Consider the following 21,943-nt stretch of genomic DNA (forward strand, 5'->3'; position numbering starts at 1 on the left):
TCATCCTCCTGCATGTACGATGTGAAATTTGGCTCTCGGAGCAGCGGGCCGGGATCGTCTTGCAAGCCAGCGGCCCAGGCTTGCGATCCGGTAGGCAGCGAATAAGGGGGCGGCATCATTGGCCATGGACTGGTCGAACTGCGTGATGGCCGTGCGGGCCACATCGATGTCGACAAATGGCGCCAGCATGTCAGCCTGCGCATCCAGCATCGTCAGCAAGGATGCCCGGTGACGCGCCATGCCTGTTCCCAACTGGCCGGCAAAATTGAACTTGTCGCGCCGCAGTCGGACCTGCTCTGGCAACAGGCCTGCCATGGCGTTCCGCAGGGATGCGCGCGGATAGCCATTGTCGAGCTTGGCGTGGGCCGGGAGCGATACGCAAAATTCGACAAGACGGCGATCATAGAATGGGAAGCACAGGCGCACCCCGGCTGCAGCGGCCGAACGATCGAGCACTTCAAACGCATAGGGTTGTTGTGGCGATGTCAGGGTCGACAGGTGGCGCTGCTGCTCGGTCTGATAGGCCGAGCGGCTGGGCATTGTCGCTGCGCGGCGCAAACCTATGTCCGTACGACGGACTAGGTCTGGTGCGACGAGCGCGGTCGTGAAATTCGGTGAGGTGCGGGGCGGATGTGCATGGTGGACGATGCGCCGCCAATTCTGCCGGAATCGCCGTATCGTCGCGATGTGATCGAAATGGGGGGACGCTGCCTGCCAGGTCGAACAGCGGAGAATATGGGCCAAGCCATGTGCTTCGCGCAACAAGGTGGCCCAGCGCCGTTCCATCGCCAGTTCGTTCAGCCGCCCAAACCCGTGGGAAACGACTTCATCGCCGCCATGTCCGTCCAGAAGGCGGGGAAGCCCCAGTTGCCGGGCCCTGTGATAGAGGCGTCGTGAACTGCCCAGATTGTAGGCGAGGCAGGGGCCGTCCTGTTCGGTCAGGATCATGTCCAGTTCCTGCAGCGGATCCTGATCCTCAGTGGGCAGGAAATGAGGGGTAAAACGCCCTGCTTGCAGAATGGCTTCTATGTGCGGGCCATCCGTCCAGTTGGGACTTGTGTCGAACGTCATGGACAGGCTTGGCACGGGCGGTTCCGCCGCCTCCGCCCGCAAGCGCGATGCCATCATGGCGATGGACGAGGAGTCCAGCCCTCCGCTGAGCAGCACGCCGGCTTGTTCGCTGATCCGACACGAGACCGCCTGTTCGAACAAATGCCGAAACTGCTCGGCGGTTTCCTCATCCTTGGGCGGCTGCGATGCCGCCAGATGCCAGTAACGGCTGATGGTGAGTTCGTCGCGCGTGACCTGAATGACGTGCCCTGGCGGCAGACGCCGGATTTCGCGATATAGCGTCGTCTGGGCATCGCCGACTATGCCGGCGACAAAATCTGCTGCACCAACTTCGTCGATGGCGGATGAAATCTCCGAACCGAGCAGCGCGCCAATCGTTGTCGCCGCCATGAACAGCCTGGGCGAAGCATGATAGTAGAACGGGCGGACGCCGAAATGATCACGGGCGCCAAATAATGTCTGTGTCGCTTCGTCCCAGAGCACAAAGGCGAAGTCGCCCAGCAACATGGAGGCGCAGTCTGCGCCATAGCGCTCGTACAGCGCGGCGATCAGGCTGGCTTCAGGGAGAGCGGGGCGGGGGGGGAGGCCGAGCCGTGCCTCGATTTCCGCGCGATTGTCGAGCCGGACATCGGCGGCGACAATGAGGCCCGGACGCCGCTTCTCATGGTCCAACGCCTCCATGCCAGCCCCGGCAAGAATCGTCGGGCCGCTATCGATCGCGCAACGAACCCCGCGTGATACCAGGGCGGCGATGCCTTCGCCGGGCCAATGTCGTGCCGGCCGGCCGTCGCGGTGGAACAGGCCGGCAAAAGCATTCATTGCCGGACCAGTCCGTCCAGGTCCGCCAGGACGTTGAAGCCGGCCAAGTCCTGTCGTCTGCCGCCAATAATGGGCCTTGCACGATGGTCGAGCAGCCAGGCATGGGCCTGGAAGCTGCCATCTTCGGAGCGGCGTACACCGATCCGGATCCAGCTTTCATGTCCCATCCAGGCGAGCAACGTCCGTGTGGCCACGGCCTGGGTCAGGCACGTGGCGCCGGGAACAAGTCGTGAGACGATGCTGACAGCGCGGGCGACCTGGCGCACCCAGAGCGGATTGCGCTGGCCAGTGGATTGCGGCAACCATTCGCACAGGCGCGCATAGCTGGTGAGGCTGAGGGCAAGACGGACAGCCAATACCACAGGCAGTGCGACCGGCAGCAGGAGTGCCAGAAGCAGCCCTGCCAGAGTGCGATCAGGACGCCGGCGCATGCTGGACGCTGATCAATGTGAACTGCGACAGGTTGCTTAGCAGGCTCTCCAGATCCTTGCGACACTGTTCCGGTCGGACGTCGAAGCGTTGCTCGATATTATCCTGCAACGCGCCGACACTGGTGGGGGTCGCGATCGTTTCCCAGACATGGACGCCGACGCGATTGAGCGCGAAATAGCGGCTGGAGGTCAGGTCCAGTAGAACTCTCTCATTGTCCAGGTCGCAAAACACGATGTTGGGATCTGCTGCCACGATTGTCGCGGATGGCCAGGCGATCGTCATCTTTCTTCCCCGCTACCAAGAGCCTTGCAGGAGAATGGACGCCCCCTCTGTCCGAGAAGGGCGTCCACCCTGTCAGGAGAACGTGAGCTCGCCGCGCGGCGTACCGTCCGGGAAGGTCGCGTCCAGGCTTTCGCCATAGGACGTGCCCTGCGTCAGCGATTCGAACGAGCCGAGTTCGACGAGCTCGGGCGATTCATAAGACTCCTTTTCCATACTCAACTCCTCATCATCTGCTGAACCATTCAGCGGATATAAATTGATCGTAAGTAAATGTTTAAGTCAAATTCCAATCCATCCGCGGTAACACCTATAGGTATAAACACATATCGCCATGATTTAACTTTGTAGGGCAATGTTTTGCATAAGCTAACATTCAAGGCGTGACTGATGTGTTGTTAGATCCCTCCCGCAAGGCACGGAAAATCGTGGATATCGTGAGGTGCCATGTGGCCCTGTCCGTTCCGCAGATGATCGTTAGCCCCCCTTCTCCGGCGATCGACGCGGACGATTGGGCGGACATCATAATGGTTGGGAAATCCTGTAAACTTCTGCTGCACCTTGGTGCCGGGCTCCGCGCCGCTGGGCAGGATATTCCGGACGCCTTCTCGCGCGAGGAAGATAGGTTCAGGAAGTTGACGCTCGCGATGAACGGCGTGAACATCGCTACAATAACCAATATATCTAAAGCTCTAATCCATGATGATCTGCGATTTATAGTTTTCAAAGGCCCGCTTGCTCAGAGAAGAATTTATGGCGGATACTTTCATCGTCCCTCATCGGACGTCGATATCCTGATCGATCGCGGTGATCTGCGTCGCTGCACAGCGCTTCTCCAGGAGGCAGGTTATTTCCTGCCCGCGGAATGTGATCGTATCTGGTGGCGTGCCTTTCTCGGAGAGCAGCATTTCTTCTCGCGTTCGCCGAACCAGGCAACGGTCGACGTTCATCACCGGCTCCAGCAGCCGGGTTGTCCGCACCCCATGGACGTGGGCGCGTTTCTGCGTGAGCCGGCGGATCAGGAACTGGGGCAGGTAAAGGTTCCCTGCATATCGCCAATCCACGAGATCCTGCTGGCAAGCCTGAGCTTCGTGAAGTCTTTGACCCAGCATTGCCACGCAGCGGCCTATCTTCTGGACTTCTGTGCCGCAATTGCCGGGCTCGATCATGCGGCCTTGGCGATTTTGCATCAACGGGCAACGGAGCAGAATATCGAGCATAGTCTGCGCATCACCTTGGCCTGTGCCGAAAGCATGTTCGGCTTGGAAGTACCGGAATTTGCGGAGCCACTGCCGATCTCGGACCTATTTGGCGCGGATTTATCCCTGGCCGTCTTCACGCCCGATGATCCGTCCATTGCCTGGCCGCGCTTGCGGCATTTGCTGTGGCGGCTATGCGATGACCGGCGAGCCGGCCAGAAACTGGGAACATATATGTGGGTCGGTGGCAGCTTCCTGGCGTCCAAGGCAGCGCGCAAGATACCGGGCTGGCCGAAGGAAGATCCCACCATTATCCATGTTGCGCCTGTTGCCGCATCGGGCTGATCGCTCTGCGTGAAAAAGCATCACACCGTTGCGAACAGATAGTCGGCGTCACTGGCCGCGCGGATTAGGGGAGTGGGTTGGGTCAGCAACCAGCACTCCCCCGCCCGCCAGGTCAGGCCATCGATGTCCCCGCGCCCCCGCAACGGAATGAACCAGGCGAGGCCGCTGTTGGTCACGTGCAGCGCGTCTCCGCCCTGCATATGTGCCAGTCGCAAACCGAAAGGCCCATCATCTAGCAGGACGCCGCTGCAGCCAAGTGGACGATGCAGGGCAACAGCAGGGCGCTGCTCGGTTTGCAGATCTCCGGCGGTCGCCTTCGTCTCAAGGCCGCGAGTGCGGTCATGTCCATCGCGATTGCAGGTCAGGTCGATATTCTGCTGCACTTCGACAAGAGATATGCCGGCGCCAATGGCATATATGGTGCCAGCCGGCACGAAATAGAAATCGCCGGCGCGAGCCGGCCGCCAATCGATGAACTGCGCCCATGCTTCAATTGCCGCCGCATGGTGCTGCAGCGGCTGTTTCAGCGGAACGATCGTGCCGATGCCGATCATCGATGCAGGCTCCGCCTCGAGGATATACCAGCATTCTTCCTGCCCGGTGGATTCGCGGTGGGCGTGAATATGGGTCGACGATCTAACGCTGGTATAGATGTACCTAACCTGTAGCGGGGGCTTGGTTCCAGACGGAGATCCAAACCACAATTCGCCGATGCGCTTGCCCAATTTGTCGACAGGGTGGTTAGGGACGACGTCCTTTCCCCAGATCTTTTCCACGAAATTTGGCTGAAGCTTAATACTTGGCATTGGGTATGCCTTGCGTTGCACCTTTTCGCAGGGCGATCGATTGCCTCCGAGGTCTCATGCTCGTCTCCCGCAAGGAATGAGTTCATGAGAGTGATTGATTGGCAGCGGATTGAAATCCGTTCGAACACCTAATCGACTGGCAGGATTGCGCAAGACAAGCTTGTCCATTCTTCCAGTTGGCCGCGCCTGTTTGACTGGTCAGGAAGAAGGGCTTTCTGCCGCTAACGGCAACGGTCGTGTCGCGGCATGGCCGTTCATGGCATCGGTCAGCTTGCGACGGACCCAATTGCCTACGGGGCGTTCAAACATCTCGTTAGACAGGCCGGCGACGGCCAAGGACAAGATTGTCGCGATCAGGATCTGCATGGGCATGCTGATGCCCCATGCAGGCCCGGCGAGGCGAACCAATTGAAGGATGGGCATGTGGAGCAGATAGAGCGAGAAGCTATATGCACCCAGTCGGCGCATCAACGGATTGCCCCATAGCATGTCGTTGAACGGATGACGGATTGCTGTGCCCAGAATGACCAAGGCGCAGGCAACGATCTTCAAAGGGTCTGCATAGTAGATGATGTGTTTCGGATCGTTGGTCACGGGCGGGAATACCCATGCGCTGACTGAAGCAGGGGGTGCGATGAGGACCCAGATAAAGGCCGCGGTGAACAGCAGCAGCGGCGGGAATAATCGCGTCATGCGGTCTTCCGGGATCTGTCGGACCAGTACTGCGCAGAGAATTCCGGTCATGAAGATGTGTATCTTAGCCAGGGCAAAGATGCCCGGCAGCCAAGGGCTCGCTGCATAGCAGCCTGCCACGATCAGCCCGATCAGCACATATAGCCAGCCGCGTAGCGGTTGCTTCGCATAGGTGGCGGCCCAGATCGCCGGGAAGAGAAAGTAGAATTGGAACTCCGGCCCGATCGACCAGAAGACCGATACGGTACTGGTGAATGTTCCCTGCCGGACCAGTTCGATCAGTCCGATTGGATAGATGAAATCGGCGTAGACGAAGCGATAGATCAGGAAAGATAGCAGCGAGACACAGGCGTAGAGCGGCACGATGCGGGCTATGCGCGCCGCAGCGTAGGATGCCAACGCATCTCGGTCGGGCGTTCTGGGGAGGTAGAGATGGCCCATGAGAAAGCCGCTGAGCGTGAAGAACAGCAGGACGCCATAATCGCCGGCGCGCGGATGCAGGAGTTCCGGGTAGCCGAACGTGCGGAAGTGGCAGAATACGACGAGCAGGGCAGCAAAGCCTCTGATGCCGTCGAGCGCCGGTATATGACGGCCAGGACTCATGCGGCGTTTCCTTCCATGCGCGTCAGGCGTCCGCGGGCATAACAGAAGCCGTAGACGACCCACATCAGAGCGGCTGTCTTGATTGACAGCAGTGAATTGCTGATGGGCAGGCAAAGTGCGAGGAAGAGCATAATGCCATGCTTTGCCATCCGGTTGCCGGGATCGCGGCCGAAGCTGCTGCAGGCGAGTGCCAACCAGAGCCCCATCGCGATCACCACGGATTGGGCCTGGACGAAATCGGCCCAGCCGGCGTCATCGAACCGGACCCGATCCGCGCGGATGCCCAACAATTGGTCAAGGTCCATCGATCGCAGCGCATCGAGCCCGACGCTGAGCCGTCCGGGAAGATTGTCTTGATGCTCCGCCAAAATTCCCAGCGCTTCGCCCCCGACCAATGCGACAAGCAGCAACGGCAGATAGGCGACGCTCCATTGATCGGGAACATAGGCGCTGATCGGCAAATAGAGGCAGAAGAGCAGGATCACGCTGAGCGCAAGCCTGCCATCGCACGTGATCAGCAGCACCGCCGTCGAAACCAGCATGAATAGCCGCGCGCCGTTCGACAGAGACCGCCACATGGCTGCCGTGAAGATGGTGCCGACGATCGCCCAGTTGCCGAGCGATACCGGCTCCAGAAACAGCGATGATCCGCGATGTAGGCCAAGGCCGTCGAGCAGCATGCGGCCGCCGGGACGTTCCGAACTGAGAAACAGGTCGCCGCCAGCCCAGAAGGCATCTGCGTCATAGCCACGGGTCTGCACATAATAGTCGATCACGCGAAAGGTCGAACCAAAGCCGCCAGGGCTCGCCAGTTCCCACAGGCCGACCAACATGATCAGTAATTGCAACGACAACATTGTTTGACGCAGCAACGCGCCTTCAATGCGGGTTCCAAGCAGAATGAAGGCCGGGATCAACAATATATCGCCCAGGATCTTGGGTTCGAAATATCCCTTGATCGCGCTCGTCAGCAGCGCAGAAAGAACCATGATCCAGGTCAGCGCCAGCCACCGGAAACTATATTGGACCGGTTGTGTGATCCCAACGAGCAGGGCGGTCAGAACTATGCCCGCCTGCGCGGCGGACACGATTCCGGCTGTCATCGGGAACAGATGCGCGTTGACCCAGGCCAAGGCCGGATTGAAGAGTACCGTGGCGACAAGCAGTCCGGCGGCGACATAGTTGATGAGCCTGTCATGGATCAGGCTGCGTCGATGCACCGCGTCGCGCCGCGCGCGAGCCGGCGGAGAAAGGGCAATCTCAGCCAAGAGAAGCCTCGACGAGCTTGGCGGCCACGTCGCTCCAATCCTTGCTCGCCACCGGGCTGCGGCCAGCGTTCAGCGCCCGATCAAAAGCCTCGACCATTTCCTGCGGATGATCAGGCCGGTAGCCAAAGCGCAGGGCATGGTCGCCAACGGCGAAATCGGGGCAAACGGCGGGCAGGCCGATTGCCTTATATTGCAGGAGTTTGAGGCTGGAATCGGCGAGATAGGCGGCGGCAGCCGCGCGCTGATAGGCCGCGATCCCGACATCGGCATGCTGGAGATAGGGGAGCGTTTGCGCAAAAGGCATCTCGTCATGCTGGATCACATTGGTCGGAAAGACGCTTTTGGGCGATCCGATGGTGTGGAAGGTGAATTCCGGGCGTGCCAGCGCGAGGGTGCGGATCGCCCCGGCATCGAACAGCATCGATCCGACTGTGACTGCGTTGCGCTTGGTCGCGTAGGGACTGTCTGTTGCCTGATTGAGCAAAGCAGTATCGACGCCATGCGGAATGAATAATTTGGGGCAGCTGAAGGCCTCGAAATGCGGGAGCATGGAGCGAGCGACGACCACGATCAGGTCGATATCGGCCTCCGATTGCCAAAGCATGTCTTCAATGCATTCAGGCACGCCGGCGGTGGATAGAAGATCCGTGGCCCGATAGACGATCCGCGCCGAGGGTGCGACGGCGCGGATGCGCTTCAGCAATACCGGCGCAATGCCGGATTCGACGATGATGATGTCCGCCGCGCCTGCCGCTTCGTCCAGCGCGGTGCAGCGGTTTCTGGCCCATTTGCTGTAAAGCCAAGATTCCACCTTGCCTGAGACCGGCAACTTCACCGGATGCCATGCGCTGCGCCACAGATAGGCTTGCAGCCCATCCACCTGTTCCCAGGCATTGGCGCGATCAAACAGATCGGCCCGGCTGTCGCCACGCAGGCGCGACAGCCAGCTGTAGCCGATCGACATGAAGGTCACCTGATGGCCCTGTTGCGCCATATGGCGCGCCACGAAATGCACGCTCGCGCGGCGCCGGGTCCGATAGTCATGGCGCGAGATGATGAGGACGCGGTGTCCTTCGGCGTGAACCGGCTGTGGCTTTGCGGCGGATTGTCCGATCATGAACGGGCCTCCGTGCTGGCAAGGATCTCGTCATAATAGTCTTCCAGGGCGGCTACGCGGTTGCGGAGGTCGAACTTGGCGGCCACATGGGACCGGCCGGCTCGGCCAAAATCGCCGCACAGGTCCGGCGCGCCGAGAAGCGTTTGCAAATGGTCGGCAAAGTCGTGGCTGTTGCGCGATCGTGCGAGCAACCCGGTCATGCCGGGTTTGATCGCTTCGCGCATCGGGCCATCGTCAAACGCGATCACCGCCATGCCCATCGCCTGCGCTTCCATCAGCACGATAGGAAGCCCCTCGGAATCGCCGTTTGCCGCGCGCACGCTCGGCATCGCGAAGATGCGGTGACGGGCCATGGCCGCGAAGACCTCCGCGCGAGATCGTGCGCCCAGGAAATGCGGCTGGATGCCAAGCCGGTGGGCCTGGGCGACCAGGGCGGGCATCAGGGGGCCGTCGCCGATAATGGTGAGCGGTTCGCTTCGGACGCGTTCTGGCAGTTTCGCCCAGGCGTCGAGCAGGAAATTGACCCCCTTCTTTTCGACCAGACGGCCGACGAAGAGGGCGCCCCGGCGGCCATGGGCGGCGGGTGGCGGCGGCAGGCTGGACGTGTCGATACCCAGCGGAATGACGCGCAGCTTGTGGTCGGGATAACCTGCGTCGAGCAGGCACTGCTTGATCCACTGGGATACGCAGATGATCCCATGGGCGTAACGCAGAAGGAAGGGCTTGAGCATCAGATACCAAAGTCCCTCGGTCCGGCGCGCATGTTCGCGCGCGGTCACCGTTGCATCATAGCCATGGGCGGTGACGACCAGTGGGATGTTCCGTCGCGCGGCAAGGGACAGGATGTTCGCCCCATCCTGCAGGAAATGCGCGTGGATCAATCGCGTCGAGGGAGCCGACAGGACATCGCCGACATGGCGATATCGGCCGGTAAGCCGATTATAGACTTTTTCATATTTGCCCGCCTGGGCGCGATGCAACAGATGGGGAGTGTGACCGTTAATAGAGTATCCGTTCAATATGTTCTCAGTTATTATGATCGGATTATATCTATTAAGACCCTGTATGTGATCTGATATGAAGGTTTCAGAAAGAGGAAGGAAGCCTCTTCTGTATATTGCAACGTTGGGTGTGCCAGATAATTCCACTAGGTGAAATTCCTCAATTCGTTGCGGTTTCATCGATTGGTATATCGAAGCTTATTATCGCTTTCGAGTAAGGCATAACACCTATGCAAAGTCCCGTGACGGCTCCTGCTTCTCCCCTTGTCAGTGTCGTGATTGCGGCGTTCAACGCCGAGGACAGCCTGGATCGCGCGGTGCAATCTGCGCTTGCGCAGAAACTCCCGGTGGAGGTGATCATCGTCGATGACGCGTCCGGCGACCAAACCGTGGCAATCGCCGAGCGTTTGATGGACCAGGACCCACGGGTGCGACTGGTGCTAAGCGAGGCCAATGGTGGCCCTTCGGTCGCGCGGAATCTGGGGATTGGGGCCGCGCGGGGCGAATGGATCGCGATACTGGACGCCGATGATGCGTTCGCACCGGGCAGGCTGGTTCATCTGACCGCGCTCGGCGATCGGCATGACGCGGACTTGGTCGCGGACAATCTGTTTTTCTATGATTGGCACGCCGGAACAGTCGTCGGCACGGCATTGTCGCGGACAGCGCAGCCGATCCGGCATATCCGACCGGCCGAATTCGTCCGCAACGCGATCACCGGACGCTCGCCGTTCGATTTCGGCCAGCTCAAGCCGATATTTCGTCGCCGTTTCCTGACGACCCGTTGCCTGCGCTACCCGCCCCAGTTGCGGCACGGCGAAGATTTCGCCTTCATCATCGATTGCCTGCTGGCGGACGGTCGCTTCATTCTAAGTGCAGAGCCGCATTATCTGTTCACTCAGCGGCAGGGCTCCATTTCGGATCAGGGATCGGGGCAATCCCGGACATTATTGAACCTGGATGCAATGCGCGCCCATAGTCTTGCCATGCTGGATCTGCCCCGCGTTCGCGATGATCGTGTTCTGTCACGGTTGTTAGCCCGTCGCGCCAGCGCCATTAGGCAGCAGCATAGCTGGAACCGCGTCTATCCGCATCTTCGCGCACGCAAGCCGATGGCATTGCTGGAGGCGATGATGACGGACTGGAGCAACTGGCCCATGCTGGGACGCCATCTGATCCGTCGCTGGCATCATCGCGCGCAGATGGCGCGGATCGCTCAGCCCGATCGCACCAGCTTGTCGAACTCGACGCTGAGCTGATCGACACGGCTTGCAAAGATCCGATCGTCGCTCAGAAATCCCGTCTCGCTCTTCAATTGTTCAAGTGCGGAGGCGATGCGGCTGTGTTGCCGTCGGTTCCATGTGGCGATACGCCGCGCGACCGTGGGTGGTTGTGGCAGACGCCGCGGCAGGGCGAGCAGATGATGTTTCAGTTTGGGCCGCACGGACATCCACCAGCCGCGCTGTTCGCGACGGGTCATCTGCCTTTGATGCGCAAGCGCGCCTTCTGCATCAGGATGCGCAAGTCGATAATGTTCACCGACCAGACGCCGGACTCCGTCGCGATAGGCAGTGTCCAACGTCGCGGTAGGCAATATTCGCGGCTCATAGGGCAAGTTGAGGGAAAGTGACCAGTCGAGCCATTTGAAGCTGTTGATCCTTCCCGAACTGGAGACCGGAATCCAGGGAACGCGCAGCGTATCGGCGATGATCGCTGCGTGCATCGAATCGGCGATCACCAGACGTGACCGGCGGATTTCGTCGATGACCTGATGCGCGCATTGCCGTGGGTCCACCAGCTTTACGTCGGCGGTAGCGCAGGCCGCAGCCCAGTCGCCTTCATCCATCGCCTCGTAGTGGGGAATGAAGATGGGCCGGCCGTGCTCAGCTTCGGGTAGGGGCTTGAGCCGATCCAGCGTGGAAAGCAGCAGCGCGCCATCGGCAATCGCCCGATCCGGGCGGTTGAGGACGCGCGCCGTGAGCGGGCCGCGTAACGCCACCACATCCCAGCGATCGGTCGAGAAATCCTCGGGCACAGGCCTATAGCCCAAGCCGCTCGAGAAAATTCTGATCCGCGATGCGGGCGGCATCTGATTGCCGATGATCGTGCCGATGCCGCAGAACAGCGTATCGGCTTCGTCGGACCAACGGCCGGGAGCAAGCTCCTCCCAAAGCCAGCCGTTGAGGTCGTCGCCAAAATTCCCTTCCTTGGCGCGATAATAGAAGAGTTTCATGTTATGGCCTCGTCCAGGCGGGGGCTGTGCCAGCGCATCTTTCGAATGATGATGTCGCGCCATAATGGCAGCAGCGAGACGTTCATGAGCCGATAGGCATCCAGGATGATGCGACGCTGCTCACCATTTTTCAGGCCCTGATAGACACGGGGGTGAAGCAGGATCGCCGCCATCTCTCGGCGCAAGATCATGATGCGCTGGTCGGTCAGGCGCGCGGCAGCGGCGCTGATGCCCGGCGTGATCTTCATCAATCGATTGGCGAGTACCATCGACATGAGGCGGCGCAGATTTTTGGCACCAAGGCGCTCATGCGCATCGCGATAAAGATTGATACCTTCTCCCCGCTGGGCCTTGGCCAGCTTGGAGAAGCAGATCCCCTCAACGCTGTGCGCCAGCCGCACCCACATCAGCCAGTCTTCGCCGGCATAGCGAAGCCGTTCCTCGAACCGGAGATCGCTCATCGCCCTGCGGCGCAGGATCACGGCGGATGTCTGGCATAGATATTCCTGCACCATGAATTGCCCCGCGCGGTCGGGCTGCAGGCGATAGATTTGCCCGCCCAGAGGCAGGGGTTCGAACGCATCCTCATTGGCGCCCTGCGCAAAAAGTGTCAGCGAAGCGAACAGGCTGGACGGCGGCATGGCGCTGTCGCAGAAATAGAAATCATTCCCAAGTTCGAGCGCGCCGACGCCCTGTTGCAGATGGTCTGGCGCCCAACTGTCATCGGAGTCCAGGAAGGCGACATAGTCGATGTCGGGTCCGATCTGATCAAGTCCGTGATTGCGCGCAGCAGCGGGGCCGGCGTTCGATTGCTGCACGGTCCGGAGCTTCAGCCAGGGTGGCAATTCCATGTCTGCCAGTTCGTCCAGCGCAGGAATGGGCGAACTATCGTCGATTATCAGGAGTTCCACCTCGGTGGGCGCGGTGAACGTTTGCGCAACGATCGAGCGGATGGCCTGCTGCAGGATACCCCGCTCACGCTGGAAGTAAGGGATAATGACCGCGATCCGACGCAGCGCTTTTGGGTTCGGCGGCACGAGATCAGGCGGCATCGGCGTTGCGGACAGTGTGGGAGTGGGGCGATGGCGGCGGGATCGGCCCGTCCGAGTAGCCACCCCTGGCGTCACGGATGGCATTCATGAGGAAGGTGACATTGCCGCGCAAATAGCGGTCTGCCAGTCGGGTCGGTTCGTTCATGAGCCGGAATATCCATTCCATGCGCATGCGGCGCAGCCAGCCAGGCGCGCGCGGGACATGGCCGGCGGTGAAATCGAGCAGGGCGCCCGCGCACAATATGGGGCGGCCGATATGGGATGCCCATTTGGCCGCCCACAATTCCTGGCGGGGGTTCCCCATGGCTGCGATTACCAGATCCGCGCCGCTTTCCCGAATATGGCGGCTCAGATGCTCCTCCTCTTGCGGGTCGAAGAAGCCATGGAGGGTGCCGACTATGCGAATATGGGGATGACGCTCTTCCAGAATGGCGGCTGCACGTTCCGCGATGCCGGGGGCTGCGCCTACCAGAAATAGCCGGAGGCGGTCCGGGTAGCTCTTCAGCAACTGGGGAATGAAGTCCGTGCCGTTCAGATTGTGCGGGAAGGAGTCCCCGTAGCGGAGGCGGCTTGCGATATCGACGCCGACGCCGTCATTAAGGACCAGCGCGTCATTCAGCGCGGCTGCGACCCCTTCGACCCGTCGTGCCTGGTTGATCAGATGGGCATTGCCGAATGCTACCACGCGCGGCGCCTGGTCCCTGATGAGGCCCGAAACTGCTTTCAGCGCGTCGCTCTCCGAAAGAACGGCAAGGCGAAGCGGCCCAATCTGGCGGGTCTGACGTCCCAGAATATGTTCGTAGATGGCCGAGATCCTGGCGCTCACACCCGGCCAGCCATAAGCCAGCAGACCTGCGGCAGTGGTCGGGGAGGGCGAGCGTTGCTGCGCCTTGCGAATGTCCTGCAGGGTGCGGGCAGCGGACAACGGATCGGTGAAATCGATCAGGCTGCCGGTATCGAGCTTGACGCAGGAGCGACGATGCGCCGGAATGTCGCTGACGACCGGATATAGTCCGGCGGACACCCCCTCGATCAGGGAAATACCGAAACCTTCATAGGCGCTGGGCGATGCGAAGATGGTACTCCGGGCAATCAGTGCCTGCAGGGCCTCGTCGCTGGGGCTATCATGAAATTCCACCAGATCGCCCAAGCCGAGTTGTTCGACGATCTGTTGCAGATCGGCGAAGGTGACACCCATCGGCTTTCCCGCGATGATCAGCCGGGCCTTGCGGTCCAGCCGGTGCAGATGCGCAAACCAGCGGATCAACAGGTCGATCCGCTTGTTCGGCGCGATCCGGCCGAAATAGATGAAGCGATGCTCGGCGGAAGGCGATTGCGCAAGACCGGCGAACTTGACCGTGTCCACGCCGTTTTCGACCAAGGTAAGTGCGCGACGATTGACCTTGGCGAACGTCTCATAGTCCGCTTCGCTGCAGGCAATGATCGCCCGATATCCAGCCAGTGAAAGGCGGGTCATGCTGTGAAAGTAGAATTGCTTCAATCGACGGGCATAGCCGGTATGAAAGAAGCCGCCATGCGTGGACAGGACCAGCGGTTTGCGGTGCAGCAGCCGGGTCAGTGCCAGATAGTCGGCGAAGAAATCGACGGCGTGGACATGGACGATGTCGCAATCGTCCAGATGGTGCAGCACGGATGGTGCGAGCGGATAGCGACGTCCACCCCGATAGGGTATCCGGACCACCTCTACATCGTCGATGATTTCGCATCGCGGCAAGGGTGCGTCGTCGCCGTCGAAGATGCGGTCCAGGGTGATCATCCTGACCTGGTGCCCGGCGCGAGCCTGTTCGCGGCACAGATTTCTGGTGAAGCTTTCCAGCCCGCCGAGTCCGGGATGATATTGTCGGGAAATATGGGCGATTTTCATATCAGACCCCCTTGGTGCCGACGATCGCTGACCGCTAGATCAGCATGATGGTGCCGATCAGCACCGTGTTCAGCATGGTCATCTTGTTGATCACTGCCTTGAGCTCGCTGGTGGATGTCTGATCGCGCTGGACCGCAACGATCGCGCAATCGGCGCTGCCTGCCGCATGAGCGAGATCGTCGATATGGCTGGCGTCGACCAGGCACAGATCGAAGTGAGCCGTCAGCGACGACAGGCGTTGCGACAGTGGCGCAAGCGGACTGCCGTCGATGGCGCAGCCATCCTGCTGGGGCGCGGCCATGACGAACAACGACCGGATACTGCTCGGCTGGACCAGCTGAAATGGCTCATCCATGTCGTCCGGCGAGCCGGTCCGCGCATTCATGCCAAGCAAGCGATGTTGGACGAAGCCAGAATGCTCCATGTCGACGACCAAGGTGCGCAGACCGCTCAGGGCTGCCGATACGGCGATATTTGCCGTCAATATGGCCGCCTGCTCGCTCGCCTCGATTGCGATGATCGCGATAGAGCCGGGCGCGCGACCGTCGGGATGGCGCATTGCAGACAGGGTCGACTGGATGTCCCGCGCTTGTTCCGCCAGCATTGCGCTGGGAGCGTGGATCACCGCGATCGCGGGATCGACATTGGCGTGGACAGTCGCCGTTTCCTCGCGCGTATCGCCATCGTAAGTCGGCGGCGGGCCGGGATAGACATCCTCTACCGGTTCAGTCGAGCGAAGCCTCATGACCAATTGCCTCCTTCGATACGGAGTTGCCTGCCGTTGACGCGCAGGTCTGCCTGACCAAGCAACGGCACGCCGGTAAGATAGGTGACGGTGTTACGGCTGCGGATGCGCGGGCTGAGCCATTCGGCTAGGATGACCGAGCCGATTGCGAGCATGAGAGCCACCATCGTCATCATCAGGAACCGCACGCCGATATTGGGCGCGTTGGGGATCATCGGCGGTTCTGCAATGTCGAGCCGCACGATGTTGAGCGACGGAGCCGTGCTGGTGGCATGCAACTGCGAGAATTGTTCGGTCTGCGCCTCATATTCCTTGCGCGCCGATTCCACATTGCTTTCCAGCACGGCGAGCTTGCCGCGATCGGCCGCGAGCGACAGCATACGCCCGCGATGCTGGTCGAGCAGGGCCTGCATCGTGCCCTGATTGGCCGATGCCGCCGAACTGGCCGCCGCCAGCGTGCCTGACATCTTGCCGGTTTCCTGGGCCAGACTGTCCTGCATCTGGCGCAACTGCTGCTGGGCGGCACGCATCGTCGCATGATTGGGGCCGAGTTCGGCAGCCATCTGGCTGATTTCCGCCGATTTGGCTGCGATCTGCGCCCTTAGCCCCTGGATCAGCCCGCTCGATTGAATGTCGGGCATATTGGCGCCGCCCGCCGCGCGCGACCGGGCCTCCGCAGCAACGGCTTCGGCCGACGACAGTTTCGACGACAATTCGCTGAGGCGCGTGCTTTCCGCATCGATGGCGCCGGTGGCGACAATGCCATGGGCGCGCTGGAAATCGGCAAGCCGTGCCTGCGCCTCTTCCATTCGCTGTTCGGACGCGGCGATCTGTTTCTTGTACCAGGAAGCAAAGCGCTGGGCGAATTCGTTGCTGATACCCAGGCGCGCATCATTGAAGGCCTGGGCGAAACTGTTGGCCATCAACGCCGAACGCTGTGGATCGAGGCTGCGGTAGGAGACGTCGATCGTATTGCCGGTCGCGCTGGGCGAAACCTGCAAACCCGACTGGACGCTGCGGCTGATCCAGCCTTCGAAACTCTGGTTGCCGTTCGTCTGCTCCTGCCAACGTGCACGCATCGCCGGATTTTTGAAAAGGCCAAGCCGCTCGGCCACCTTGCGGGCGATCACCTCGCTCTGCAGGATTCTGGACTCCGTCGCGAGCATGGATTCGCCGGTCGCCTCGTTCGATTTGCCGCCGGTCGGGTCCGGTGCCCGGTTGTCGAACAACAAGGTGGCGGTCGCGCGATATTCGCGTGGCGTGATCGCAATCCACAGGACCGTCAGCGCCATGACGCAGCAGAAGATGGCGGCTGCCATCCTCCAGCGCTGCAGGATGGCTCGCGTTATGTCGAACATGTACATCCTATCGGTCCCTTACGATGCAGCGCTTTGGCGCTGCCCTTCTACAAGGCTGACGACACGCCGGGTCAGGTGGTCGCCGTGGCGGCTGGCAGACAACATGCCGAGCAGGAATTGGGGGGCGAGGCTGTCCCGGAACATGAGGGCGGTGCTGCCCGGCCGGGCGTGCATGGCGCGGCGCAGGATTTCCAGGACCGGACCGTCGCGGTCGATATGCGACGCCTGCTGTTCCGGTGCGAGTCCGGGAGGAACGATCGCGGCGCGGACGAGCTGCTCGATCACCGGCCAATGGCCAGCGCCCAGATCGATGGCCTCGTGGAACAGCGCAGCATCTGTCGGATTGGTGATCGTCCAGTCGTCGACCGCGCGCATCATCCCCGCGAGCGTTGCCGGCATTTCGACCACTGTCTTGCGCTGCCTGAGGGTTTCCAGGCAGGCCAGCGCGCAGAACAGGCGGACATGATAGGGGGAGCCGCATGCGACATGGGCAATTGTCTCGCGCGCGGCATCGCTGAAGTTGAGGCCGGCCTGGGCGGCGCCGCGATCGATCAGGTCGAACACGGCGGCCGTGTCGATCCGCACGATGGGAACGGCTGTCATGTGCCGTCGCAGCGATTCATGGCCTTCGATGAGTTGGCTCAATCCGGACGCGATGCCGACCGCCAGAATATGAACCGGCAGGGCCGCGTCGGAGAGCAGCTTCATGGTGCGCGACAATTCGCCAAGAACAGCCGGATCGATGATACGGTCGAACTCGTCGAGGATGAAGATGAATTTTCGCTGCCCATGTTCGGCGAGTGCTTCCACGACATCGCGCGGTCCAACGACGATCGGCGCATCTGTTGCGGGTGAGCGCGGCAGGTTTCCGCGGGCGGCATCGAGGAACGGCGAGATCAGGCTGGTGAAATCCTGCCCAGGCTCGCATGCCATGTAGAAGACCAGATAGCCGCGATTGTCGGCAACATTGGCGAAGACGCGCGCTAGCGAGGTCTTGCCTGTCCCACGGCCGCCAAAGATCATCGCATGATTGCCGCGGTCCAGCACCCCCTCCACCAGCAGATCCATCTCCTGCTGCCGGCCATGAAGATGGCGGGCGGCCGTGACGGGCTGGGTCGCATTGAACCCCTTGCGTATCGCTGATCGGACAGCGTCAGCGGACATGGCTGCATTTGTAGACGGCGTGACGGATGCAGCACCGGCCGATTGCGCATTTTGAGGCACGCCGCCCGTAGCTCGAGAACGCCGGCCAGGCGTTTCTCGGCGACGCTCGGGCTCGGGCGTTCGTCGGAGCCAACGGGCAATTCTGGTGAAGATATTCACGCAATGCCTCCTGTCAGGATACCGGATCGCATCTCAGAAGGTCCGCTCGTTGACGGTGTAGACGTCACCAGGCTTGACCAGCATATCGAGGCTGGCCTTCTTGATGATCTCCGTGCCACGGTGCAGCGTGATCTTCTTTTCCGATCCGCCCAAAGTCGGCCCGCCGGCCTGGGCCAGCATCTGGCGCAGGGTCATGCCGGTTTCGAAGGCGACGCGGCCGGGCTTGTTCACCTGGCCGTAGATGAATACCTCCTCTGCCTTCGGCACGAAGATGGAATCGCCTGCGCGCAGGAACTGACCGGTCCCGCTTTGCGGGTCGAGATCGCTGAGCGCAATCCGGCGATCCGCTTCTCCCGTTCGTTGCAGGATCGCATAGTCCGCCGCGTCCGCGCGGGCGCCGCCGGTGCGCGCCAGCATCATCGCGATCGTCTGAGGCCGATCCAGGGGGTAGAGCCCAGGGTTCTGGAGGTTGCCGAACATCGTGACCGATCGACTGACGAAGCTCACGACTTCGACATTGACGATCGGATCGACGAAATATCCGCCGGTCTGCAATTGCCGGCGGATATTGTTTGCAAGGGCGTTGGTCGTGGATCCCTCCGCAACCACGTCGCCGATGCTCGGCAGGGTGATGCGCCCATCTTCCTTGATCCGCGTCTTGACCTCGATCGGATAGGCGCCGAATATCGAGACGCGTATCTCGTCATTGGCACCCAGGACATAGGCGGCGACCGCTTCCTTGTTGTCGACGCCGGCCAATACGGGATTGGCGAGCGCGGCCAGAAGAAGGGAACTGCACAGGTTTCGCATCGCACGGGGTAAGAACATGGCCATGCTCCTCACAATGTAAGGCCAAGGGACAGCATCATTGATGTCGATTTATATCGGTAGCGCTCGACTGCGCTTTCACGCCATTCGTGGCGAACGTCCACGCCGGCCGTCAGGCGGCTGCGCAGTGCAAATCGATATCCGGCGTTGAGCGCGATCGTTTCGTCGGTACCGCGCATCATGTCGGTGTCGATCAACAACTCGCCCTTGAACTGGCGCCTGGCATAGCTCGCGCCAGCCTGGATCGAAGATCGTGAACTGAGGGTCGCATTTCCGCGGAGCGAAAAATTGGTCAGGACGATATAGGTCGCGCCGGTGTTGCTCTGGTTGCTGGTGCTTCGGCTGCCGTCGAATACCAGGGAGGTGCGCGGCGATGGCCGATAGACGGCACCGGCATGATAGCCCAGACCCGAATAGTCATCGACCCGTTCATCACGCGCCTTGGTATGAATATAGCCAATTCCGGCACTCCAACTGAGACGCGGAGCGACAGCGCGTTTGAACTCGATCCCAACCCGATAATTGTCGGCACCGCGGCTCATGCGCAGTTCGGACGTCTCGTCTGACCAGTGGGGGCGACGAAACGCTTCGACGTTGAACATCAGCCGGATGTCGCCAAGGCTCGCCTTGCTATAGGCGATACCGATACCGGCGCTGCGGGTGCGGATGTCGAACGGCCGGCGTGAATCGACGCTATTGTTCGTTTGCAGATAGCCGAGCTTGATGACGGGATAGTAACCATAGGGCTTGTCGCACTCGGCCGTGACCGCATAGTCCTGGGTGCGTTCGCTGTTGCCGACGATAATGCCTTGATCGGCCAGATCGGCCTGTGCGAAATTCAATCGGGCGCTTGGACGCAGATAACAGAGTGCGCTGACCTTTACATCGCCCTTGGCGGTGAGCGTAACGCGCTCCCGATCGAGATTGCTGTAGCGCTGATGGAAGTCATAGCCCAACGATCCCATGACCGTGACCTGGTGGACACCGAGATTTTTCCTGAAGGTGACATCGAGCGCCGGGGTGATGCGAATATCGTCCTTGTCGCCGGAGACGAGATCATCGCTCTGGCGCAGGACATTGTCGTCGTAAAGCATCCGTACCGTGGGTGCCACGGTCAGGCCGTCAGGCGGCACTTCGACCTGCGCAAAGGCTGGGCAGCCCAAGATGATCGAGCAGGCAAGGGGAAGGCGCGCATAATGCAGGCGGGTCATCTTGCGGCTCCCGCCTGGTTGTATTTTGCAACAATGGCTGCCTGTGGCCGGGCTTTGCCTTGTACGGGTTGCAGGCTCATGGGATAGTTTGCGCCCCACCATGGGCCGCCGGCCCAATAGGCCCAACCCATCCAGACATCGGCATTGGCATCGAGATGCTTGAGCAGGGCGTCTAGGCTGTCGAGGCAGGCGGCATTTGCTGGGGCGCCGAACTCGCCAAGGAAGCCCTTGTGGCGGTTGTCCCGAAGCCATTTTGTCGCCGCTTCCATGCGGCGTTGGATGACCGGCGGTGCTTCGCATTGCGCCTTCATCCCGGAACTGTCCGAGTCCAGATATTGGTGCATCTCGATCGCATAATTGCCGGCTGGATCGCGGAAGTTCTGGAAGGCGGCAGCGTTGGAGGCGCGGCCGCCAGCGATCCAGCTATGCGCGCCGGTCCAGTTGGAGCCCGGCACGAACAGCATGTTGCGCGCACCCGCCTTTCGGATGGCGACGACGCTTTCGTCCACCATCGATCGCCAGCGTGCTGGAGCCATGCCGTTCGGTTCATTCATCAGACCGAAGGCCACCTGCCGGTTCCCGCGATAATGCTCGGCCAGCCGGCGCCACAGATCGGCAAGTTTCGCGCTGCCATCTGGCGATTGATCCAGTCGCTGCCCCCCGTTTGCGCCATAATTATGGATGTCGAGGATGATGATCCGGAACGGGGCGAGGATCGCCACGACCTTGTCGAGGCGGGCCTGTTCGGCAGTCGAAAGGGGCTGGAGCGGGACGGGTTGGATCCGCTCCCACAATATCGGAACCCGGACGATCTTCATGCCCATCGCGACGAAGGGCGCCGCGGTGCGGGTATCGGGGTAGATATAATCCTTCCCGAAAATACCCGGCTTCCTGCCCGAGTTGAACTCTCCGCCCGCGAGGTTGATTCCCGACAACGGTGGCTCCGCGCAGGCCATCCAAGGGCATGCCGTCGAGAGGAGGGCAGCACATCGGATCGCAAGGACCGTCCGTCTCGGGCGCTGAGGGGCGCTCATGGTCAGCGCTGCCCGCCTGTGCTAGCAGAGCGCCGCAAAGGGATAGATTGTAGGGCATGGCACCGATCGGGAACAGGCAGGCGAGCGTGGATGTCGCTATCGCGCCCGCGTCGCGACATGCGGCGCGGGCCGTCGCCGGACGTGAACGACATGCCGCGTTGCTGACTCATTTCGGCAGCGTCGGATTGTTGTTGATGCGGGGCGTTGTGACCGACGTTGGGCAGTCGGGCGATGCGGAAACGCGCGTGATCCATTATCGCCGGCAGGTTGATGGAAAATATTGCGTCGAACTGCCCGCGCGCATCGATGTCGATATCGGAGATATGATCATGATCCGTGCGCTGACGCTGCCCGACGGGGCGGTGCGGCCGATCATGGCGCGGGCGACGAGCCGACGGGAATGGATAATGCTCGATGATGTCAACGCGATTGTCGACGACTATACCCATGCCACACGCCGTTTCGTTCGTTGGGGCACAGGGGCCGGATCGGCTCTGGCAATGCTGGCGGTTTGCGGCATCGCGGCTCCTCTCGCGCTGACCACAGCGGTATTTTCCTTTGCCGGTGCCTGGAGCTTGCATCGCCGCGATCGCCGAGATCGGACTAGGATCGGCCGCTGGCTTGCCCGTTAGGTCGGCAAG

General features: G+C 61.1%; 21 protein-coding genes. 3 read left to right on the forward strand and 18 right to left on the reverse strand.

Translation table 11 applies throughout. The features are described from left to right. The 4 genes from DIZ22_RS06285 to DIZ22_RS06300 form a co-directional block, all read right to left on the reverse strand. Positions 1-1,890: an asparagine synthase-related protein gene (locus DIZ22_RS06285; RefSeq protein ID WP_122928045.1), complete on the reverse strand. Its 1,890-nt coding sequence runs from the start codon at positions 1,888-1,890 to the stop codon at positions 1-3. Further along, the gene (locus DIZ22_RS06290; RefSeq protein WP_004212597.1) at positions 1,887-2,321 is read right to left on the reverse strand and encodes a lasso peptide biosynthesis B2 protein; all 435 of its coding nucleotides are present in this window, start codon (positions 2,319-2,321) and stop codon (positions 1,887-1,889) included. Before DIZ22_RS06290 ends, DIZ22_RS06285 begins: the two co-directional genes overlap by 4 nt. Further along, positions 2,305-2,604 carry a PqqD family protein gene (locus tag DIZ22_RS06295; RefSeq protein ID WP_004212598.1) on the reverse strand — a complete coding sequence of 100 codons (300 nt, stop codon included), beginning with the start codon at positions 2,602-2,604 and terminating at the stop codon, positions 2,305-2,307. The genes DIZ22_RS06290 and DIZ22_RS06295 overlap by 17 nt, the downstream gene beginning before the upstream one ends. 72 nt (positions 2,605-2,676) lie before the next feature. Then, on the reverse strand, positions 2,677-2,817 hold the full coding sequence (locus tag DIZ22_RS06300; RefSeq protein WP_004212599.1) for a lasso RiPP family leader peptide-containing protein: 141 nt from the start codon (positions 2,815-2,817) through the stop codon (positions 2,677-2,679). Between the two features lie 167 nt (positions 2,818-2,984). Here DIZ22_RS06300 and DIZ22_RS06305 point away from each other — a divergent pair, with 167 nt between their 5' ends. Continuing rightward, complete coding sequence (locus DIZ22_RS06305; RefSeq protein WP_234781549.1) at positions 2,985-4,145, forward strand: nucleotidyltransferase family protein; 1,161 nt, start codon at positions 2,985-2,987, stop codon at positions 4,143-4,145. Positions 4,146-4,165: 20 nt separating this feature from the next. On the opposite strand, the gene DIZ22_RS06310 is transcribed toward DIZ22_RS06305, so the two are convergent. The 5 genes from DIZ22_RS06310 to DIZ22_RS06330 all read right to left on the reverse strand — a co-directional run bounded on the left by DIZ22_RS06310 (position 4,166) and on the right by DIZ22_RS06330 (position 9,780). Next, entirely contained in the window at positions 4,166-4,951 is a 786-nt protein-coding gene (locus DIZ22_RS06310) for a phosphoheptose isomerase (RefSeq protein ID WP_240626816.1), read from the reverse strand. A 198-nt stretch (positions 4,952-5,149) separates the two neighbouring features. After that, positions 5,150-6,247, reverse strand: a complete 1,098-nt coding sequence (locus DIZ22_RS06315) for an acyltransferase (RefSeq protein ID WP_048936484.1) — start codon at positions 6,245-6,247, stop codon at positions 5,150-5,152. Continuing rightward, positions 6,244-7,515 (reverse strand): polysaccharide biosynthesis protein GumE, encoded by a 1,272-nt coding sequence (locus tag DIZ22_RS06320; RefSeq protein ID WP_240626817.1) that lies wholly within the window; start codon positions 7,513-7,515, stop codon positions 6,244-6,246. Before DIZ22_RS06320 ends, DIZ22_RS06315 begins: the two co-directional genes overlap by 4 nt. Next, positions 7,508-8,632 carry a polysaccharide biosynthesis protein GumK gene (locus DIZ22_RS06325; RefSeq protein WP_122928047.1) on the reverse strand — a complete coding sequence of 375 codons (1,125 nt, stop codon included), beginning with the start codon at positions 8,630-8,632 and terminating at the stop codon, positions 7,508-7,510. The genes DIZ22_RS06320 and DIZ22_RS06325 overlap by 8 nt, the downstream gene beginning before the upstream one ends. Further along, positions 8,629-9,780, reverse strand: a complete 1,152-nt coding sequence (locus DIZ22_RS06330) for a glycosyltransferase (protein WP_235654747.1) — start codon at positions 9,778-9,780, stop codon at positions 8,629-8,631. The genes DIZ22_RS06325 and DIZ22_RS06330 overlap by 4 nt, the downstream gene beginning before the upstream one ends. An 83-nt stretch (positions 9,781-9,863) precedes the next feature. Between DIZ22_RS06330 and DIZ22_RS06335 the strand changes: the two genes are divergently transcribed. Continuing rightward, a complete protein-coding gene (locus DIZ22_RS06335) occupies positions 9,864-10,892 on the forward strand; it encodes a glycosyltransferase family 2 protein (RefSeq protein ID WP_048936480.1) in 1,029 nt (342 codons plus the stop codon). Here the strand turns inward: DIZ22_RS06335 and DIZ22_RS06340 are convergent. Genes DIZ22_RS06340 through DIZ22_RS06380 form a run of 9 tightly spaced genes read right to left on the reverse strand, consistent with a single transcriptional unit; the run spans position 10,850 to position 21,302 of the window. Further along, positions 10,850-11,866: a polysaccharide pyruvyl transferase family protein gene (locus DIZ22_RS06340; RefSeq protein ID WP_048936479.1), complete on the reverse strand. Its 1,017-nt coding sequence runs from the start codon at positions 11,864-11,866 to the stop codon at positions 10,850-10,852. The two genes, DIZ22_RS06335 and DIZ22_RS06340, sit on opposite strands and share 43 nt — an antisense overlap. Further along, positions 11,863-12,918 carry a glycosyltransferase family 2 protein gene (locus tag DIZ22_RS06345; RefSeq protein ID WP_048936478.1) on the reverse strand — a complete coding sequence of 352 codons (1,056 nt, stop codon included), beginning with the start codon at positions 12,916-12,918 and terminating at the stop codon, positions 11,863-11,865. The genes DIZ22_RS06340 and DIZ22_RS06345 overlap by 4 nt, the downstream gene beginning before the upstream one ends. Further along, positions 12,908-14,803: a WecB/TagA/CpsF family glycosyltransferase gene (locus DIZ22_RS06350; protein WP_048936477.1), complete on the reverse strand. Its 1,896-nt coding sequence runs from the start codon at positions 14,801-14,803 to the stop codon at positions 12,908-12,910. The genes DIZ22_RS06345 and DIZ22_RS06350 overlap by 11 nt, the downstream gene beginning before the upstream one ends. Positions 14,804-14,837: 34 nt before the next feature. Next, positions 14,838-15,548 (reverse strand): hypothetical protein, encoded by a 711-nt coding sequence (locus tag DIZ22_RS06355; protein ID WP_048936476.1) that lies wholly within the window; start codon positions 15,546-15,548, stop codon positions 14,838-14,840. After that, a complete protein-coding gene (locus DIZ22_RS06360; protein WP_122928762.1) occupies positions 15,545-16,906 on the reverse strand; it encodes an exopolysaccharide biosynthesis protein in 1,362 nt (453 codons plus the stop codon). The genes DIZ22_RS06355 and DIZ22_RS06360 overlap by 4 nt, the downstream gene beginning before the upstream one ends. Positions 16,907-16,924: 18 nt before the next feature. After that, positions 16,925-18,229 carry an ATP-binding protein gene (locus DIZ22_RS06365; RefSeq protein WP_240626818.1) on the reverse strand — a complete coding sequence of 435 codons (1,305 nt, stop codon included), beginning with the start codon at positions 18,227-18,229 and terminating at the stop codon, positions 16,925-16,927. Positions 18,230-18,262: 33 nt separating this feature from the next. Further along, entirely contained in the window at positions 18,263-19,057 is a 795-nt protein-coding gene (locus tag DIZ22_RS06370; RefSeq protein ID WP_100206924.1) for a polysaccharide biosynthesis/export family protein, read from the reverse strand. Between the two features lie 11 nt (positions 19,058-19,068). Then, entirely contained in the window at positions 19,069-20,268 is a 1,200-nt protein-coding gene (locus DIZ22_RS06375; protein ID WP_048936474.1) for an outer membrane beta-barrel protein, read from the reverse strand. After that, complete coding sequence (locus DIZ22_RS06380) at positions 20,265-21,302, reverse strand: glycoside hydrolase family 5 protein (protein ID WP_240626819.1); 1,038 nt, start codon at positions 21,300-21,302, stop codon at positions 20,265-20,267. The genes DIZ22_RS06375 and DIZ22_RS06380 overlap by 4 nt, the downstream gene beginning before the upstream one ends. Before the next feature lie 56 nt (positions 21,303-21,358). On the opposite strand from DIZ22_RS06380, the gene DIZ22_RS06385 reads away from it, so the two are divergent. Further along, positions 21,359-21,934, forward strand: coding sequence for a hypothetical protein (locus DIZ22_RS06385; protein WP_122928048.1), 576 nt, complete (start codon positions 21,359-21,361; stop codon positions 21,932-21,934). Positions 21,935-21,943: the final 9 nt, after the last annotated feature.

Origin of the sequence: Sphingobium sp. LF-16 (assembly GCF_003711185.1) — a bacterium.
GTDB classification, from domain to species: Bacteria; Pseudomonadota; Alphaproteobacteria; order Sphingomonadales; family Sphingomonadaceae; genus Sphingobium; species Sphingobium yanoikuyae_A.

Excerpts from the sequence above, each read along its gene's own strand:
- DIZ22_RS06285 (WP_122928045.1), bottom strand. The coding sequence starts at position 1,890 with ATGAATGCTTTTGCCGGCCTGTTCCACCGCGACGGCCGGCCGGCACGA.
- DIZ22_RS06290 (WP_004212597.1), bottom strand. The coding sequence starts at position 2,321 with ATGCGCCGGCGTCCTGATCGCACTCTGGCAGGGCTGCTTCTGGCACTC.
- DIZ22_RS06295 (WP_004212598.1), bottom strand. The coding sequence starts at position 2,604 with ATGACGATCGCCTGGCCATCCGCGACAATCGTGGCAGCAGATCCCAAC.
- DIZ22_RS06300 (WP_004212599.1), bottom strand. The coding sequence starts at position 2,817 with ATGGAAAAGGAGTCTTATGAATCGCCCGAGCTCGTCGAACTCGGCTCG.
- DIZ22_RS06310 (WP_240626816.1), bottom strand. The coding sequence starts at position 4,951 with ATGCCAAGTATTAAGCTTCAGCCAAATTTCGTGGAAAAGATCTGGGGA.
- DIZ22_RS06315 (WP_048936484.1), bottom strand. The coding sequence starts at position 6,247 with ATGAGTCCTGGCCGTCATATACCGGCGCTCGACGGCATCAGAGGCTTT.
- DIZ22_RS06325 (WP_122928047.1), bottom strand. The coding sequence starts at position 8,632 with ATGATCGGACAATCCGCCGCAAAGCCACAGCCGGTTCACGCCGAAGGA.
- DIZ22_RS06335 (WP_048936480.1), top strand. The coding sequence starts at position 9,864 with ATGCAAAGTCCCGTGACGGCTCCTGCTTCTCCCCTTGTCAGTGTCGTG.
- DIZ22_RS06340 (WP_048936479.1), bottom strand. The coding sequence starts at position 11,866 with ATGAAACTCTTCTATTATCGCGCCAAGGAAGGGAATTTTGGCGACGAC.
- DIZ22_RS06345 (WP_048936478.1), bottom strand. The coding sequence starts at position 12,918 with ATGCCGCCTGATCTCGTGCCGCCGAACCCAAAAGCGCTGCGTCGGATC.
- DIZ22_RS06350 (WP_048936477.1), bottom strand. The coding sequence starts at position 14,803 with ATGAAAATCGCCCATATTTCCCGACAATATCATCCCGGACTCGGCGGG.
- DIZ22_RS06355 (WP_048936476.1), bottom strand. The coding sequence starts at position 15,548 with ATGAGGCTTCGCTCGACTGAACCGGTAGAGGATGTCTATCCCGGCCCG.
- DIZ22_RS06360 (WP_122928762.1), bottom strand. The coding sequence starts at position 16,906 with ATGTTCGACATAACGCGAGCCATCCTGCAGCGCTGGAGGATGGCAGCC.
- DIZ22_RS06370 (WP_100206924.1), bottom strand. The coding sequence starts at position 19,057 with ATGTTCTTACCCCGTGCGATGCGAAACCTGTGCAGTTCCCTTCTTCTG.
- DIZ22_RS06375 (WP_048936474.1), bottom strand. The coding sequence starts at position 20,268 with ATGACCCGCCTGCATTATGCGCGCCTTCCCCTTGCCTGCTCGATCATC.
- DIZ22_RS06380 (WP_240626819.1), bottom strand. The coding sequence starts at position 21,302 with ATGAGCGCCCCTCAGCGCCCGAGACGGACGGTCCTTGCGATCCGATGT.
- DIZ22_RS06385 (WP_122928048.1), top strand. The coding sequence starts at position 21,359 with ATGGCACCGATCGGGAACAGGCAGGCGAGCGTGGATGTCGCTATCGCG.